Consider the following 16,829-nt stretch of genomic DNA (forward strand, 5'->3'; position numbering starts at 1 on the left):
GGTGGCGGCGCGCTCTGGCGCTGCCGCAGCACCCAGGCGCCGGCCAGCAGCAGCAGCAGGGCGGCGCCGCCCGCCAGCAGCCAGGGCCGGGGGGGCACGGGCCAGCGCAGGGGCACCTCGTCATCCAGTTTCCCGTCGTCGTCGGCATCCGGTTCTGCGCCCGGTGCAGAAAGGGGGGCGAAGGCCTCCGGGGCCGAGGCGGGGGGAGCGAAGGAGGCGGAGGCCGGAAAGTCAGGGGTGTCGAAGGTGGGGAAGGGGGGAGGGGCCGCAGCGGCCGGCGCCGCCGGCGCCGAGAGGTAGGCGCGGCCCCGGCGCTGGTCCTCCCGTTCCACGTAGGCCACCACGTCCCGGTCGCTGAAGTAGGCCACTAGGTCCGGTTCCGCTTCCAGGTCCCGGTAGCCGGGCAGCACGTCCCGCACCAGCCAGTCGCTGCAGTAGGCGCAGAGCTGGCCGAGGGGATCGTCACTCTTGGCGGCCGCCCAGGCCTTGAGGTCCTCGCTGGCGCCGCTGTCGAAGCAGGCCCTCGCCGTGTCGGCCTCCCCCAGCAGCAGGTGCAGGTTGGCGAGCAGCGGCTCGACGCCCTCCCGTCCGCTGCGCTGCAGGCGGTTTCTGGCATCGGCGATGCGTTCGGGTTTGCGCTGGGCGAAACCGGAGGCGGTGAGGGCGATGGTGGCCAGGAAATCGGCCGCCTCGGATCCGCTGGCCGCCCAGCGGCTGAACAGATCCACCTGTTCCTGGACGGTGAGGAAGGAGCGGATCTGGTGGAAGAAGGTCTGGAAGTCCTGGCGGGGGAAGTGGGGATCGCCATCCCCTTCGAGGCCCCCGCGCCGCTGCACCAGTTGCTCCAGCAGCGCCAGTCCCTCGCGCCGCTCGGTGCCGGCGGCCAGATCCCGGCTGAGCAGATCGAGGACGCGATAGGGGGTGAGCCGATCCAGTCGGGCGTTCATGGTTTCCCTGAGCTCGGGTTGCCTGCCGAGACGTTGCAGCAGCTGCAGGCCCTGCCGCAGGGTGCGGGCGGCGGCTTCGAAGCGCCGCTGCTCCTCCAGCTCCTTGGCGGCCTCGAGGCAGGACAGTCCCGCCAGGAGGGTCAGATCGGTTTCGCGGCCGCTGCCCAGGGTGGGGGCCTGGGGCAGCTGCAGGCTGCGGCTGGCCAGCTCGAAGGCGTCCAGGGGCTGGCCCCCCTCCATCAGCAGCAGCAGTCCGCCCACCTGCCGGGTGGTGGCGATCTCGAGGGCAGGCTGCAGGGAGCCGGCGGTGTCGGCCAGCCCCGTCAGTTCCGCTTCGTAGGCGGCGCGCCGGTCGTGGTCACAGAGCAGGTCGGCGCTGGCGCGGAGCAGGTCGGCCCGCGCCTGCAGGGTTTCTTGGGTGAAGCCCCCGTGGGGCACCCGGTCCAGCCGCGACTGGAGGGTGCGCAGGACCCCCTGGGCGTCGGCGGACGGAGAGACGCCCAGCAACCGGAAGTGATCGATCGGCAGGTCCAATCCGATGAGGCCGCTGGGGCGCGACTGTAGTCAGAGGCAGTGGTTTTGACTGTCATCAGGGAACGGACCCCGTACAGTCGTGGCCACGAATCGCATCGCCTTCCTGCCATGACTCAGGAATTGACCGCGGCGCGGGCAGCGCAGCCCGGCATCGTCGGGGCAAGCTCCTCGACCGAGCAGGCCGGCAGCCATGCGGTGCGGCTCGAGGGCCTGTACCCCGCAGAGCGGGCCAGTGTCAGCCGGGAGGAGGGCCTGATGCTCTACCGCGACATGACCCTGGGGCGCCGCTTCGAGGACAAGTGCGCCGAGATGTACTACCGCGGCAAGATGTTCGGCTTCGTGCATCTGTACAACGGTCAGGAAGCCGTCTCCACCGGAGTGATCCGGGCGATGCGCCTCCAGCACGACTGGTTCTGCAGCACCTACCGCGACCATGTCCATGCCCTGAGCTGCGGTGTGCCGGCCCGGGAGGTGATGAGCGAGCTGTTCGGCAAGGCCACCGGCTGCAGCAAGGGGCGGGGCGGGTCGATGCACCTGTTCTCCCGGGAGCACCATCTCCTCGGCGGCTATGCGTTCATCGGCGAAGGCATCCCCGTGGCGCTGGGGGCGGCCTTCACCAGCCGCTACAAGCGTGATGCCCTCGGCCAGGCCGACAGCGATGCGGTCACGGCGGCCTTCTTCGGCGACGGCACCTGCAACATCGGCCAGTTCTACGAATGCCTGAACATGGCATCGCTGTGGAAACTGCCGATCCTGTTCGTGGTCGAGAACAACCGCTGGGCCATCGGCATGGACCACAACCGGGCTACCAGCGAGCCGGAGATCTGGCGCAAGGCGGCCGGCTTCGGCATGGTCGGCGAGGAGGTCGACGGCATGGATGTGCTGGCCGTCCGGGCGGCGGCCCAGCGGGCGATCGCCCGGGCCCGGGCCGGTGAGGGCCCCACCCTGCTGGAATGTCTCACCTACCGCTTCCGCGGCCATTCCTTGGCGGATCCCGACGAACTGCGCGAAGCGGCGGAGAAGGAGTTCTGGGCCAAGCGTGATCCCATCAAGCAACTGGCCGGCCGGCTGGTCGAGGAGGGACTGGCCGCGGCCGAGGAGCTCAAGGAGATCGACCGGGAGATCGATGCCGTCGTGGCCGATTGCGTCGAGTTCGCCCTGGCGGCCCCCGAGCCCGATGGCAGTGAACTCACCCGCTACATCTGGGCCGACGACTGAACAGCGGGCTGTTGGCGGTACGGCGCGGGCGTTGCGGGAACAGCTGGGATGTGGCTGGAACAGCTTGGTTGGGGCTGACTTCTGCCCACCGGGATTGTTGAAATGTCCCTGCTCTTTCCCAGCCTTCCGTCATGATGACCAGGCGATCTTCTTGCATTGAGTCGATGTTAGGATCGCTGAAATTTCCTGGACGGCAGCGGCTCTGATGGCCAAGCGTGTACTTGTCACTTTCACGGATCACCGCATGAAAGTGGCCCGCCGCCGCCTATGCCGCCAGGCGAAAGAGATGGGGGTGTACACGGATATCGTGGGGGCTTCCGAGTCCGATCTCGATCCTTCGTTCCGCCAGCGTTTCAAGGACTATCTGACACCGGAGCACCGGGGTTTCGGCTACTACGCCTGGAAGCCCCAGATCGTTCTTCAGACCCTTGAGCGCCTGCAGGACGGCGACCTGGTGCACTGGGTTGATTCCGGCTGCCATCTCAACCCGGCGGGGCGGGAGCGCCTGCTGGAGCTGTTCTCCATGGCCGCGGCGGCCCCTTCAGGCCTGCAGGGTTTCGAGTGTCTGCCTCCCAACGGATCCCTCGTCTACGAGGGCCGTCAGTTCCCCGACCAGTTGGAGGCCAGGTGGACGAAGGGCGACCTGCTCGACCGGCTGGCAGTGCGCGACCGGCCGGAGATCACGGACACCCAGCAACTGGGGGCGACCACCTTCTTCGTGCGCAAGTGCCCTGCCGCCATGGACTTCATGCGGCACTGGGTCAGGGTGTTCAGCGAGGATTTCTCGATGATCGACGATCGCCCGTCCCGTTCCCCCAATCTGGAGGGGTTCAAGGAGCACCGCCACGATCAGTCGATCTATTCGATCCTCGGCAAGTTGCTGCCCATCTCGACGACATCCGTGTTTGAGTTCTGGTTTCCACGGGCCGACAACTGCTGGCTGCCGGACTGGGAAAGGGTCGGCGAGGCTCCGATCCAGATCCGCCGCGACCGGGGCCTCAAGGGGGAGAGCCGGCTGAAGATCGCCGGGCTCCAGGCCAAGGGCTGGTTGAAGCGGGTTCTGGTGGGAGGGGGCCGCCGCTGAGGGCTCGGCCGATCAGGACAGGGGAACGGAGCTGCGGGTCGAGAGGGTGCGCAGCTTGCGCAGGGCCTTCAGTTCGATCTGCCGCACCCGCTCCCGGGAGACATCCAGCTGCCGGCCGATTTCGGCCAGGGTGTGGCGCTCCATGCCGTCGAGGCCGAAGCGGAGGGCCAGCACCTCCTTTTCCTGGGCCGAGAGGTGGCCCATGAGCTCGGCCAGCTGCTCCTGGTGCATGCCCCGCTCGATGCGATCCAACGGCTCCTCGGCGGAACCATCGGCGATCAGGTCACCCAGGAAGCTGCGGCCGTCTTCCGCATGGATGGGGGCATCCAGGCTGGAGATGGTGAGCGCCTGGCGCAGCAGGGAATCGAGTTCCTCGACGGGAATGGCCATGGCCTCGGAGATCTCCCGGCGGCTGGGCATGGCGCCGAGCTTGTGGGCCAGCTCCAGGCTCACCTTGCGGACCGTCGTCAGCCGTTCGCTGAGGTGCACCGGCAGGCGGATGGCCCGGGACTGGCAGGCGATCGCTCGCGTCATGCTCTGGCGGATCCACCAGAAGGCATAGGTGGAGAACTTGTAGCCACGGGTGGGATCGAACTTCTCGACGGCGCGCTCGAGGCCGAGGGAGCCCTCCTGGATCAGATCGAGCAGTTCGAGGCCCTTGCCCTGATACTTCTTGGCCACGCTCACCACGAGACGAAGATTGGCGCGCATCATCCGCTCCTTGGAGCGGCGGCCGACCTTGATCGTCTTGTTCTCCTGGATGGAGTATCCGGGTTTCGATTCCTCCACCAGGTGCATCATCGCCTGCACCTGGTTGCCGAGCTCGATCTCCTCGGCCGGGGTCAACAGAGGCTCTCTGCCGATGGAGGTGAGGTACCAGGTGATGGAATCACTCCCTCTGCGGGTGGAGCCCTCCCTTCTCGTCGCGACGGCGGAGACGGTCATAGGAGGGGGCGTAATGGCGCCTTCGAAAGTGTGAACGGATTATCCACCCACTGGCAGGGGCAGAAAGTGTCTGGAACAACTTTTAAGGATTTACATGTGAACCCACACACAATCGGATTTCTTTAGTGATTGGCTCCGGTTGGATGAGCAAAGGGCTAAATCTTCCGTGGATCTGTACGAAGAGCCTGCAGTGTCGCCAGATGGGGAAGTGGCCTTCACTGGCCTAATCCGAGCGGTTGTTTCTTCAGTCCAGCAAGGGCTGCGCCTGCCACGCCTCCTGCTCCGGAGCTGTTGCTCCCCGTGCCAGCGCCTCGGCCACCTCAAGGGGGGTGCCCCCGCCGGCCCCGTGCCGCTCCCGGCTTCGGATTCCGGCCAGCGCATGGTCAAGGGCGGCGGCGGCCAGCCAGACGGCATCGGCCGGCGCCCCGGCCTGAGGCCCCCCCCTGGCGGCCAGCGCCAGGGCCCCCCGGCCAGCCGCGTAGCCGGCGAGCACATCCCCGAGTCCGGCCCTGGCCGCCTCCGGGCAGGCCGCCAGCAGCTGCCAGCGGCGCCCGTCGGGGGCCGCCACGACGCTGCGGGCCCCCTTGAGCAGCACGCTGGCGCCGGTGCGGCGGGCCGCCGCCGCTGCCGCCTCCGGCCGCGGGAGCGGGGCCAGGTCGGGGAAGAGCCTGCGGAACTCCTCCGCGTGGGGGGTGATCCAGGTGGGGCCCCGGCGCGTTTGGAGCCAGTCGCTGCCCAAGGCCGCCAGGCGGTTGAGCCCATCGGCATCGAGCACCAGCAGGCCGCCGAAGTCGGCCAGGTCTTGCCAGCGCTGCCGTTCCGGGCCTTCGATCTCCGCCGCTGGCGGCGCACCGGCGGGGCCGACCCCGCCCAGGCCGGGACCCAGCAGCACCGCATCCAGCCGATCCAGCCAGCCCGCAGAAAGATCCGCCAGGGCCAGCCCCCCGGCCGAGGTGGCCCCCAGGCCGGGCTCCAGCACCACATGGGGGTGGATCTGCCAGAGGTGGGAGGTGACCTCCTGGGGGAGGGCGGCCCGGAGGCTGCCGCACCCGGACGCCGTGGCGCCGGCCAGGGCCAGGTGGGCGGCCCCCCGGAAGCGGCGGCTGCCGGCGACGACCAGCAGGCGACCGCGGGCGTACTTCCCGGCGGCCGGATCGGGGAGGGGCCAGGGGGCGGAGCACTGGTCGCTGGCCCCCAGGCCCAGCAGCGGCTCGCCGTCGTGTCGGCCCAGGAGGGCGGCCGGCAGTCCGAGGTCGATCCGCTCCAGCTGTCCCACCCAGCGCAGGGCTGTGTCCTGAACCAGGCCCCGTTTGATCAGGCCGATGCTGTAGGTGGTGGCGGCCGTGGCGGCCACGCCGCCGAGCAGGACACCCCCATCGGCATCCAGGCCGGTGGGGACATCGATGGCCAACAGGGCGCCGGGCCGCCGCCGCTGCCTTTCCTCCAGGAGGGCTTCGATCAGGGGGCCGGCCGGCCGCTGCTGGCCGATGCCGAAGAGGGCATCCACCCAGAGGGCCGGATCGCCCGGATCGGGCGGGGCCTCCAGCAGGGGGATGCCGAGCCAGCGGGCATGGCGCAGGTGGGCCTCGGTGAGGGGGCGGCGGCGCTCGAAAGGGCACCAGATCCGCACCCGGCCCCCGGCCAGGTGCCATTCCCTGGCCACCACCAACCCATCGCCGCCGTTATGGCCCGGACCCACGAGCACCAGCAGGCCATGCTGGCGCTCCCGGTCCGGCCGTTCCGCCAGGCGGCGGCTCACCGCCAGGGCGGCCTTCTCCATCAGGGCCTCCACCGGCAGGCCGCTGGCGAACAGCTCCTCCTCGATGGCGGCCATGGCGGCGCCGCTCACCAGGACGTGATCGGCATCCGCCGGCGGCCAGGCGGTGGGCATCGGCCCGAGGTTCACGGCGGCCCGAGCAGTGCTCTCCCATGATGGAGCTGTCCGCCCGTTCCACCCATCGGAATCCTTGAGCCCCACCGCCGCCACGGTCTCCGTTCCGCCTGAGTCCACCGCCCAGCCCCCCGCCGTCACCCCCGAGGTGGCCGAGGTGCTCGCACGCCTTGGCGACTGGCCGGGTGAGCGGCGGGTGGCGGTGGGCCTCTCCGGCGGCGTTGACAGTTCCCTGACCGCAGCGCTGCTGGTGGCGGCCGGCTGGGAGGTGGAGGGTCTCACCCTGTGGCTGATGAGCGGCAAGGGCGCCTGCTGCGCCGAGGGGCTGGTGGATGCGGCCGGCATCTGCGACCAGCTGGGGGTCCCCCACCATGTGGTCGATTCCCGGGCCCGGTTCCAGGAGCAGATCGTCGATTTCCTGGTGGAGGGGTACGGCGAGGGCCTCACCCCCCTGCCCTGCTCCCGCTGCAACCGGGCGGTGAAGTTCGGCCCGATGCTGGAGTGGGCCGAGGCGGAGCGCGGCATCGGCCGCCTCGCCACGGGCCACTACGCCCGCCTGCGGCACGACGGCCGCCACCAGCTGCTGCGGGGCCTGGATTCCCACAAGGACCAGAGCTACTTCCTCTACGACCTGCCCCAGTCGGTGCTGGGGCGGCTGGTCTTCCCCCTCGGTGAACTCACCAAGGAGGCCACCCGGGCCGAGGCCGCACGCCTCGGCCTGCGCACCGCCGCCAAGCCCGAAAGCCAGGACCTCTGCCTCGCCGACCACCACGGGTCGATGCGGGCGTTCCTGGATGCCTACCTGGCGCCCCGCCAGGGCGAGATCGTGCTGACGGACGGCACGGTGCTCGGGGAGCACGACGGGATCGAGCACTTCACCATCGGCCAGCGCAAGGGGCTGGGGGTGGCCTGGAGCGAACCGCTTCATGTGGTGCGGCTGGATGGGGCCATGAACCGGGTGGTGGTGGCCCCCCGGCGGGAGGCAACGCGCCAGTCCTGTGTGGTGGGCGCCATCAACTGGGTGTCGATCGCGCCGCCCAACGGGCCGATCGAGGTGGAGGTGCAGGTGCGCTACCGCAGCCTGCCGGAGCGGGCCCTGCTGACGCCCCTGCCCGAAACGGCCGCCGACCATGCCGCCGGACGGCCCCATCGGGCCCGGCTCGATTTCGCCGAGCCCCAGTTCTCGGTGGCTCCGGGGCAGGCGGCGGTGGCCTACAGCGGCGAGGTGCTGCTCGGTGGCGGGCTGATTCAGGCCGACGCCTGACGGCTCTCGCTGCGGAACCGGTTCATCGCCGATTCGATCACCACGTGCATGTCCATGTACTTGTATTCGGAGAGACGGCCGCCGAAGATCACGTTCTCCGTGCCCTGGGAGAGCTCCTGATAGCGCCGGTACAGCCCCTGGTTGTGGGCATCGTTGACCGGGTAGTAGGGGATGGCGTCACCGCTGCAGGGCCGGGGGTATTCCCTGGTGATCACGCTGACCGGGGAGCTGGAGCCTTCGAAGTGCTTGTGCTCGATGATCCGGGTGAAGGGCTCGTGGGTATCGCAGTAGTTGATCACGGCATTCCCCTGGAAGTTGTCGGTCTCCACCACGGCGTTGTCGAACTCCAGCGAGCGGTACTCCAGCCGCCCCAGCGCGTAGTCGAAGTACTGGTCGATGCAGCCGGAATAGACCACCTTCTGGGCCAGGCGCTCCAGCGGGGTGCGGTGGGCGAAGTAATCGACGTTGAGGCGGACCTCGATGCCCTCCAGCATGGCGTCGAACAAGGCCGTGTAACCGCCGATCGGAATGCCCTGGTAGCGGTCGGAGAAGTAGTTGTTGTCGTAGGTGAAACGCAGCGGCAGCCGCTTGATGATGAAGGCGGGCAGCTCACGGGGGTCCTTGCCCCACTGTTTGCGGGTGTAATCGCGGATCAGGGTCTCATAGATGTCCTTCCCCACCAGCGACAGGGCCTGCTCCTCCAGGTTGGTGGGTTCGCCGGTGAAGCGCTGGGAGGCGATCTTCTGGCGGGCTTCCTCGGGCGTGCGCGTCTGCCAGAGCTCGTAGAAGGTATTCATGTTGAACGGCAGTGAATAGAGCTTGCCTCCGGAGATCGCCTTGGGCGAGTTGATATAGTTGTTGAATTCAGCGAACCTGTTCACGAAGGCCCAGACGGCCTTGTTGCTGGTATGAAAGATATGGGCGCCGTAACGATGGACGTTGATGCCTTCCAGCTTCTCCGTATAGCAGTTGCCACCGATGTGGGGGCGGCGCTCGACGATCAGACAACGCTTGCCGGCATCGGTGGCGAGCCGGGCAAAGGTGGCACCGAACAGTCCGCAGCCGACGATCAGATAGTCGTAGGCGGGGGTGTCCGCCTGGGCAGGTGAGTCCGACACCGTGCGGAGGCGCGAGCCTGAGTCAATGGAGGTCACGGATCAGCGAAAATCCTTCAGATCGACGGGCAGAAGGTTTTCGATCGATTGCTGGATTTCCGGCGGCTCCTGCATGCCATAGGTGGCGAAGATGTTGATGCCGGTGCTGGTGCACTTCTTGCAGAGTTCGCTGCCATAGCGCTTGGCCTGCATCACCTGGTAGGGGGTGTCCAGGTAGTTGGCGATCGACGGGGCGGAGGGGGACTGCACGCAGCAGACCGAGAAGTTGCCTTCGTGGTCGAGGCAGACCTGGGACTCGCGCATGAAGCAGTTCTGTGATCGGTGGTCACCGATGGCCTGCTGTACCAGCTGGGGGCTGTAGTAGATGTACTCGAGTTCCGGGGGGATCGTTTCGAGCCCGTCGAACATCTTGTCGATGGGCATGTAATAGGCGTGGTAGGGGCTGAATTTCATCCCCAGCTTTTCGCAGAAGTGCTTGAACAGGTGCACCTCATGCAGGTTCTCCTTGTGAACCAGATAACGCACGTCGATGTTCTTGAAGCATTCCCAGTCGCCGAGGGTTTCGGAGATGCGGATCAGGTTGGCGAGCACCGGTTCGATCCGGCCGCCCTTGTGGTTGATCTGGTAGGTGCGCTGGGTGAAGCCCGACACCGTGATCGTGAAGTTCCAGAGACGCAGGGGCTTGAGCAGGGACCAGTCGTAGTCGTAATTGAGGTTGGAGGAGATACCGCAGGGGACGCCATGGCTCTCGGCGCAGGCGATCAGTTCATGGAGCTTGGAATGGAGCGTGGGTTCCGTCCAGTTGTACAGGCCAAAGCGGCAGTTGCCATTGGTGTCGGCCTTGGCCTTCAGGCAGATCTTCTCGAACAGCTCGATCGGCATCTCCGTCAGCTTCTGGCCGATGCTGTTCGTGTACTCGGGCATGCCGACGGGACAGGCGGTGCAGCGGAGATTGCAGCCACTCACCACATCCACCCAGAATTCAATGACTTTCTGACCGGGAGGTACAGGGGAGTATTCAGGCCAAAGAAAACGCTTGACAGCCGATTGCACGTTCTTCGGAACGGCACGCTTCAGGACTGTTGGCAGCGCCATCTAGATTCCTACAGAAACGTCATGCGTCTTTGTATCGTAGCTCCTGCCCGCTGACATCGAAGCTCCCGTGGTTTCGATTCGACGATGACGACGCATCGTTCTGGCTGAGGCGGCGTCTCAGCGGTTCGTTGTCTGTCGGCCCCGGCCGGAGGCCCCCTGCAGGCGTCGCCCCAGTCCCTGCAGTGTCCGCTGGCGCCGTCGCCACCAGCAGCTGAGCGGCGGCGGCGCCAGCCACCGCGCCAGCCGCCCCAGGCGCCGGCCCCAGGCCACCCGCAGGTGCTGGGCCATCCGCTCCCGCCGGCAGCTGGCCAGCTGGGCGGCCGAAGGACCCCGGTAGGCCGGCAGGTCCAGCTGCAGGGCCAGCCGCTCGGTGGCTTCGCGCCAGTACCGGGTGGCCTCCTGCCTGATCTGCCAGCACTCCCGGATCGAGCCCACGCTCAGCAGAGTCTCCGCAGAGAAGCGCCCCACCTCGAGGATCCCGGGCAGTCCCAGGGGGTTGGTGCCCTGTTCGCTGATCACCAGGCAGCCATGCAGGGGCGCCTGCCACATGCGGCCGGAGAGGGTGATGCCCCGCTGGTACGGGTACATCAGGCCGTAGCAGCACCAGGCGCCTGCCAGCTGGCGATTCGCTTCGAGGTAGCTGAGGCCGTAGGTGGCCAGGCCCAGCCTGTCCCAGCGGCCGCCGAACACCTGCACCAGCCCCCGGCGCGCCAGCCGGGCCAGATCCTGCTGGTAGGGGTCGTCGCCCATCGGTTTGAAATTGGCGATGTGCAGCGGCCTGCCGGCCCGTTTGCGGAACGGGCTCTGTTGCCAGAACTCGGGGACCACCGGCAGGTACCCCGGCACCCAGCGCAGCCCCTCGGGCACCTGGTCCGGTCGGAACAGGGAGATGAGGCGGATCTCACGGGCGCGGGGGAAGCGCTCGGGCCAGTTCACCTCGAGCTCCTTGACGTAGTCGTATACATGCACGATTCCCCGGTGGTCCTGATAGGCGTGGCCAGGATCGCCGCGCAGGATCACCAGCAGGTCGAGATCCGGATCGACACCGCCTCGGGCGAACCCGTAGCCCGCGGCCCGATAGAACAACCGCACGTTCCAGATCACGTCGAGATCCTGGAAATCGATCGAGAGGATGTGGAACCGGGGGGGGGAATTCACACGGCCTACCAGTGGGGATCGCTGGCCAGGCTGACGGTCAGCCGGCCGCTCGCGCTGGAGGGCACGGTGGCCACACAGGCCCGCACCATGCGTCCATTGACCTCGATCTCGCAGGCGCCGCAACTGCCCCCCAGGCAACCGGTGGGGATCAACACCGCCGCCTGGCGGGCGGCCTCCAGCCAGTCCTGGCCAGGCAGGGCCGTCGTGGTGCGTCCGTCCGGCCACGCGATGGTGATGGCAGGACGGGGGATGGCGATGGGGGGAGGGCCGTTCTGGCGGAAATCTAGGGGGTGCCGGCCGTTCAGGAGCGCGGCGTCCGGGGGAGGGGACCCGGGGCCAGCAGGGGCGCCAGGTCGACGTGGGCCTCGAAGGCGTCGGCCAGGCGATCGAGCAGGGCGTCCCGCTGGCGGCCGTGGTGGGGCTGGTTCTCCTCCAGGGGCGGCAGCCGGCGCCGCCGCCGCAGCTGGTTGAGCCAGCGGCGCCGCCAGGGGCCGTTCTCGAAGATGCCGTGCAGGTAGGTGCCGGCCACCAGACCCCCCTGGTCGCCGGACTCCGTCCACCAGCCCAGGGCCCCGTCCTGCGCCAGGGGCGCGCAGCCTGCCGGGTCGGTCCGCTCGCTGCGGCCGTGGTGCAGTTCGAAGCCCTCCACCACCTGCAGGTCGCCCTGGCCGGGGGGCCAGACGGCCCGGCTCTGCCGTTGCCGCAGCGCCTTGTCGCCCTGGAAGACGGTGCGCAGGGGCAGCAGGCCCAGCCCGCCCACCCGCTCCCCGGGCTGACCCCCTTCCAGGCCTTCGGGGTCGTGCAGCTCCTCCCCCAGCATCTGCAGGCCGCCGCAGAGGGCGAACACCTGTCCCCCCCGGGCCACATAGGCCCGCAGCTGCTCCGCCATCCCGCTGCTGCCCAGCGACGCCAGGTCCCGCAGGGTCTGCTTGCTGCCGGGCAGGATCACGGCGTCGGGCTGCTCGAGGGGTTCCCCCGGCCGCTGCCAGCGCAGCCGCACGCTGGGCTCCGCCTCGAGCGGGTCGAGGTCGGAGAAGTTGCTCAGGGAGGGCAGGCGCACCACCACCAGGTTGAGCTCGGCGCGGGGCTTGCGGCTCCCCCGCTCCAGCAGGTCGAGGGAGTCCTCGGGGGGAAACAGCTCGTCGAGCCAGGGCATCACCCCCAGCACGGGCACCCCGGTCTGCTGCTCCAGCCAGTCGCGGCCGGCATCGAACAGGGAACGGCGGCCGCGGAAGCGGTTGATCAGCAGCCCGCCGATCAGGGGCCGCTCCACCGGCCGCAGCAGGGCCAGGGTGCCGACGATCTGGGCGAAGACACCGCCCCGCTCGATGTCCGCCACCAGCAGGCAGCGGGCCCGCAGGTACTGGGCCAGCCGCAGGTTGGTGAGGTCCCTGGCCTGCAGATTCACCTCCACCGGGCTGCCGGCCCCCTCCAGCACCAGCCGGCCGCCGGGGTGGGCGGCCTGCAGTTCCGCCAGGCCCGTCCGGATCGCCGCCCAGCCGGGCCGGAACCAGTCGCGGTAGTAGTGCTCCGCCCGGGCCGTGCCCACCGAGCGCCCCAGATGGATCACCTCACTGGTGCTGTCGCCCCGGGGCTTGAGCAGCACCGGGTTCATCGCCACCCTCGGCTCCAGGCCCGCGGACCAGGCCTGCAGGGCCTGGGAGTAGGCCATCTCCCCGCCCTGCGGGTCGACCCAGGCGTTGAGGCTCATGTTCTGCCCCTTGAAGGGCAGGGGCTGCTCGCCGCGGCGCCGCAGCACGCGGCAGAGGGCGGCGGTCATCAGCGATTTGCCGGCGCCGCTGCTGGTGCCCAGCACCATGAGCGGCCGGGGAGAGGCGGAGTGGGGGCGGTTCAAAGGCGGGGGCGGTGGCGGCGCAGCGCCTCCAGGATCCGCTCCCGCCGGCCCGCCCGCGGAATTTCGCCCGGCCAGCGTCGCAGCAGCTGGCGGCCCATCGGCGTCAGCCGCACGCGCTCGGTGAGCCCCTGGCCATCGACTTCCCGTCGCAGCACCCCCAGCCGGATCAGCCAGAGGAAATGGTCCTCGGTCCGGTCGCTGCTGAGGGGAAGGAAGGTGAACGGGGCAGGAACCTCGGTGCGGCCGGCCAGTTCCGTGCTGCTCAGGGGCTGCTCCCCCACCGTCTCGTAGAAGCGGCGGCGGAAGGGCAGGCAGCGGAGGGAGAGGGCGGCCCGCGCCAGCGAACGGGACTCGGTGTCGGCCTGTGCCATCGTCCCATTCTCCCCAATCGACGGGCAGGCTGGTGACCCCGCTGGAGACCCCCTTGCTGCTGCTGGCTTCCGCTTCCCCGGCCCGCCGCCGCCTGCTGGAGCAGGCCGGCATCCCCCACCGCATCCAGGTGAGCGGCGTGGATGAGGACGGGATCCGGGAGGCGGATCCCCGGCGGCTGGTGCAGGCGCTGGCGCTGGCCAAGGCCCGGGCCGTGGCCGCCACGCTCGCTTCGCCGGCGGACTGGCCGCCGTTTGGGGTGCTGGGCTGTGATTCCCTGCTGGAGGTGCAGGGGGAGCCCTGGGGCAAGCCCCGGGACGCTGCCGAGGCGGTGGCCCGCTGGCGGCGCATGGCCGGCGGCTGGGGGGATCTGCACACCGGCCATGGCCTGCTGCGGCATCCCGCCCCCGGGGAGCCTGAGGAGCCCCTGCAGGCGGTCGTGACCACGCGGGTGCACTTCGCCGCCCTCGACGAGGCGGCCATCCAGGCCTATGTGGCCAGCGGTGAACCCCTGGCCTGTGCCGGCGGCTTTGCCCTCGAGGGCCGCGGCGGTCTGGTGGTGGAGCGGCTGGAGGGCTGCTTCAGCAACGTGATCGGCCTCAGCCTGCCCCTGCTGCGGCGCTGGCTTGGCCCCGGGACCCTGGCTCAGGCGCCCGGGTGATGGGCCCGGATCCGCCGCAGCCAGTGGGTCATCGACATGGTCTCGAGCACGGCGCGACGCTGGGCCGGATCCTCGAACCGGGGATGCAGCTCGTCCCGCCAGGCCTCCAGCCGGGCGGGGGAGAGGCTTTGGCTGTTCCAATCGTCGACATAGGCCACCGGCAGATCGCCGAAGGCGGCGGTGGTGGGATTGCGCTCGATGATCGGAATCGCGCCGGCCAGCAGGGCCGTGAACGCCTTCGGGCAGGGATCGAGGCCGCCGCCGCCGGCGCAGATCACGAAGGGATAGCGCTTGAGGGTCGGGAAGAAATCGTCGTAGGGAATCTGCTCGTGCACCTCGACGAACGCCCGCCACTCGCCGGTGGCGAACCGCATCACCGTTCGCCGGTTCTCCCATTGCGGACCTTCGCGCACGTAGTGGGCGCAGAAGGCCTTCAGGGGCCGCTCCCGGATGGCGACCGGAGCGTCCTCGGCCAGGGTCTGCCGGTAGATGACGTGGCCATCACTGTTGATGCAGCCCAGGGGAATCGGGGTGACACCGTCCAGCGGGGTGTCCAGATTCTCCGCATACCAGTGCAGCAGTCGGGGGTCGTCCAGGAGGCTGAGCAGACGTTGCTGCAGGCCGGAGGCGAGGTAATCGGGAAACCGCCGATCCACCTGCCGGGGCAGGGTGGTGTCGGCATCGCCCGTGATCAGAACGAAGCGTGATGTGGCCTCGATCCGGGGTAGATAGCGGTCCAGAAACAGCTCCAGGCACTCCGGCACGGCCTTGACGAACAGGAGTTGGGGCTGGGCGCGCAGGTTGCCGAAGAAGCCATGGCGGGTCAGGCTCCAGTCGGCCCAGTGGGCGATCGAGGGGATCGTGGGCTCCACCAGCCGCGTGTTGAGCACCAGGCCGGTCCCGTCCGGGTTACGACGGCACAGGGAGCGACGGGTCGCTGAGAACCGGCGCCGGTTGACCAGCCGCTCGATGGCCTGGGTGCGCCGCCGGATCCGCGGACCAAGCAGGACCCGGAGGGTGCGAGGCGATCTCCGGATCTTGCCGGTCAGCCTTCCCCACAGGCTCGAAGCGTCCGTGGGGGAGGGATCACCCATCGGATCTGCCAACGGCTGCGGCGGCCCCAAAGATACGGCAGCAAAAAGCCCCCGCCCGGGGGCGGAGGCAGAGGATGATGGAAGGGGATCGGTGAACCGGTTCCCCCGGGTGCATCAGTCGAGGTCCGGCATGGCCAGGGTGGGCTCGGCCTGACGGTCGATGCCCTTCTCGAAACCGGCGGCGGCGGCACGGGCCCGGCCCGCATGCCACAGGTGACCGACCAGGAAAAAGAAGGCCAGCACGAACTGCGTGGAGGCCAGCCACTGGCGGATGTTGACGAAGTTCACCGAGTTGGGCTCGGTGATGATGCCGCCCACGGAGTTGAGGGAGGCGTTGGGGGCGTGGGTCATGTACTCAGCCGCCCGACGCACCTGCCAGGGCTGGATGTCGTTCTGGAGCTTGTCGAGGCTCAGACCGTTGGGGCCACGCAGGGGCTCCAGCCAGGGACCGCGGAAGTCCCAGAAGCGCATGGTTTCACCGCCGAAGATGATCTCGCCGGTGGGGGAGCGCATCAGGTATTTGCCCAGGCCGGTGGGGCCCATGGCGGAACCGATGTTGGCGCCCATGCGCTGATCGCGCACCAGGAAGGTGAAGCTCTGGGCCTGGGAGGCTTCGGCGTTGGTGGGGCCGTAGAACTCCGAGGGATAGGCGGTGTTGTTGAACCAGATGTAGGCCGAGGCGATGAAGCTCATGAAGCTCAGGGCGCCGAGGCTGTAGCTCAGGTAGGCCTCACCGTTCCAGATGAAGGCGCGGCGCACCCAGCCGAAGGGCTTGGTGATGACGTGCCAGATGCCACCGAAGATGCAGATCAGACCGATCCAGATGTGGCCACCGATGATGTCCTCCATGGAGTCGACACCGATGATCCAGCCCTCGCCGCCGAAGGGGGCGCGGGTGAGGTAACCGAAGATCACCCCGGGGCTCAGGGTGGGGTTGCTGATCAGGCGTACATCACCGCCACCAGGGGCCCAGGTGTCGTAGACGCCGCCGAAGAACATGGCCTTGAACACCAGCAGCAGGGCACCCACACCGAGAAGGATGAGGTGGTAGCCGATGATGTTGGTCATCTGGTTCTTGTCGCGCCAGTCCTGGGAGAAGAACGCGGAGTAGTTCTCCAGGATCTCCGGGCCGCGCAGGGCGTGGTACAGGCCGCCGAGGCCGAGCACGGCGGAGCTGATCAGGTGCAGGACACCGACCACGAAGAACGGATAGAGATCGGTGACCTCACCGCCGGGGCCGACGCCATAGCCGAGGGTGGCGACGTGGGGGAACAGGATCAGGCCCTGTTCGTACATGGGCTTGTCGAAGGTGAAGTGGCTCACCTCGAACAACATCATGGCGCCGGCCCAGAAGACCATCAGGCCCGCATGGGCCACGTGGGCACCGAGAAGACGGCCGGAGAGGTTGATCAGCCGGGCATTGCCCGCCCACCAGGCATAGCCGGTGGAGTCGAGGTCCTTGCCCCCGACCGAGATGAGACCGGAATTAAAGGGCGTTTCCACGGGGCAGAACCTCTTCAGGGAAGATGAAGTTTTCGTGCGGTTGGTCGGCAGGCGCCATCCAGGCACGCAGACCTTCGTTGAGCAGGATGTTCTTGG

Annotated in this window: 15 protein-coding genes and 1 pseudogene; 4 read left to right on the plus strand and 12 right to left on the minus strand. The window is 68.7% G+C overall.

Annotated features, from left to right (window positions below; all coding sequences use genetic code 11):
* Positions 1-1,481, minus strand: a 1,481-nt coding sequence (locus tag CJZ86_RS16045) for a molecular chaperone DnaJ (protein ID WP_094587423.1), incomplete at its 3' end; no start/stop codon positions are given.
* Positions 1,482-1,589: 108 nt separating this feature from the next.
* On the opposite strand from CJZ86_RS16045, the gene pdhA reads away from it, so the two are divergent.
* Both pdhA and CJZ86_RS16055 read left to right on the plus strand, forming a co-directional pair.
* Positions 1,590-2,699: a pyruvate dehydrogenase (acetyl-transferring) E1 component subunit alpha gene (gene pdhA, locus CJZ86_RS16050; protein WP_094587424.1), complete on the plus strand. Its 1,110-nt coding sequence runs from the start codon at positions 1,590-1,592 to the stop codon at positions 2,697-2,699.
* 244 nt (positions 2,700-2,943) lie between these two features.
* Positions 2,944-3,783 (plus strand): hypothetical protein, encoded by an 840-nt coding sequence (locus CJZ86_RS16055; RefSeq protein ID WP_143594188.1) that lies wholly within the window; start codon positions 2,944-2,946, stop codon positions 3,781-3,783.
* Between the two features lie 12 nt (positions 3,784-3,795).
* Here CJZ86_RS16055 and CJZ86_RS16060 read toward each other — a convergent pair whose 3' ends face one another.
* Positions 3,796-4,728 carry a sigma-70 family RNA polymerase sigma factor gene (locus CJZ86_RS16060; RefSeq protein ID WP_094587426.1) on the minus strand — a complete coding sequence of 311 codons (933 nt, stop codon included), beginning with the start codon at positions 4,726-4,728 and terminating at the stop codon, positions 3,796-3,798.
* 244 nt (positions 4,729-4,972) lie between these two features.
* Entirely contained in the window at positions 4,973-6,619 is a 1,647-nt protein-coding gene (locus tag CJZ86_RS16065; RefSeq protein WP_094587434.1) for an NAD(P)H-hydrate epimerase, read from the minus strand.
* Between the two features lie 148 nt (positions 6,620-6,767).
* On the opposite strand from CJZ86_RS16065, the gene mnmA reads away from it, so the two are divergent.
* Positions 6,768-7,883, plus strand: coding sequence for a tRNA 2-thiouridine(34) synthase MnmA (gene mnmA / locus CJZ86_RS16070; RefSeq protein ID WP_094587433.1), 1,116 nt, complete (start codon positions 6,768-6,770; stop codon positions 7,881-7,883).
* Here the strand turns inward: mnmA and glf are convergent.
* The 6 genes from glf to CJZ86_RS16100 all read right to left on the minus strand — a co-directional run bounded on the left by glf (position 7,868) and on the right by CJZ86_RS16100 (position 13,477).
* Positions 7,868-9,001, minus strand: a complete 1,134-nt coding sequence (gene glf, locus CJZ86_RS16075) for a UDP-galactopyranose mutase (protein WP_094587427.1) — start codon at positions 8,999-9,001, stop codon at positions 7,868-7,870. The two genes, mnmA and glf, sit on opposite strands and share 16 nt — an antisense overlap.
* Positions 9,002-9,040: 39 nt before the next feature.
* Positions 9,041-10,093 (minus strand): radical SAM protein, encoded by a 1,053-nt coding sequence (locus CJZ86_RS16080; protein WP_353615234.1) that lies wholly within the window; start codon positions 10,091-10,093, stop codon positions 9,041-9,043.
* A 117-nt stretch (positions 10,094-10,210) separates the two neighbouring features.
* Positions 10,211-11,251, minus strand: coding sequence for a hypothetical protein (locus CJZ86_RS16085; protein WP_094587429.1), 1,041 nt, complete (start codon positions 11,249-11,251; stop codon positions 10,211-10,213).
* Between the two features lie 5 nt (positions 11,252-11,256).
* Complete coding sequence (locus tag CJZ86_RS16090; protein ID WP_094587435.1) at positions 11,257-11,502, minus strand: 2Fe-2S iron-sulfur cluster binding domain-containing protein; 246 nt, start codon at positions 11,500-11,502, stop codon at positions 11,257-11,259.
* A 50-nt stretch (positions 11,503-11,552) separates the two neighbouring features.
* Positions 11,553-13,070, minus strand: a complete 1,518-nt coding sequence (locus tag CJZ86_RS16095; RefSeq protein WP_094587430.1) for a cobyric acid synthase — start codon at positions 13,068-13,070, stop codon at positions 11,553-11,555.
* A gap of 32 nt (positions 13,071-13,102) precedes the next feature.
* Positions 13,103-13,477 (minus strand): Npun_F0494 family protein, encoded by a 375-nt coding sequence (locus tag CJZ86_RS16100; RefSeq protein WP_094587431.1) that lies wholly within the window; start codon positions 13,475-13,477, stop codon positions 13,103-13,105.
* A gap of 53 nt (positions 13,478-13,530) precedes the next feature.
* Between CJZ86_RS16100 and CJZ86_RS16105 the strand changes: the two genes are divergently transcribed.
* Positions 13,531-14,136: a nucleoside triphosphate pyrophosphatase gene (locus tag CJZ86_RS16105; RefSeq protein ID WP_094587436.1), complete on the plus strand. Its 606-nt coding sequence runs from the start codon at positions 13,531-13,533 to the stop codon at positions 14,134-14,136.
* Here CJZ86_RS16105 and CJZ86_RS16110 read toward each other — a convergent pair.
* The 3 genes and pseudogenes from CJZ86_RS16110 to CJZ86_RS16120 all read right to left on the minus strand — a co-directional run.
* Positions 14,121-15,230 (minus strand): hypothetical protein, encoded by a 1,110-nt coding sequence (locus tag CJZ86_RS16110; protein WP_094587432.1) that lies wholly within the window; start codon positions 15,228-15,230, stop codon positions 14,121-14,123. The genes CJZ86_RS16105 and CJZ86_RS16110 overlap by 16 nt on opposite strands.
* Before the next feature lie 114 nt (positions 15,231-15,344).
* Positions 15,345-16,733 carry a photosystem II reaction center protein CP43 gene (gene psbC, locus CJZ86_RS16115; protein WP_015108803.1) on the minus strand — a complete coding sequence of 463 codons (1,389 nt, stop codon included), beginning with the start codon at positions 16,731-16,733 and terminating at the stop codon, positions 15,345-15,347.
* Positions 16,717-16,829: pseudogene (locus CJZ86_RS16120) on the minus strand (photosystem II D2 protein (photosystem q(a) protein)); the annotation flags it as partial. The gene psbC and the pseudogene CJZ86_RS16120, both read right to left, overlap by 17 nt.

The sequence above is a fragment of the Synechococcus sp. BO 8801 genome (assembly GCF_002252675.1).
Classification (GTDB): Bacteria; Cyanobacteriota; Cyanobacteriia; order PCC-6307; family Cyanobiaceae; genus Cyanobium.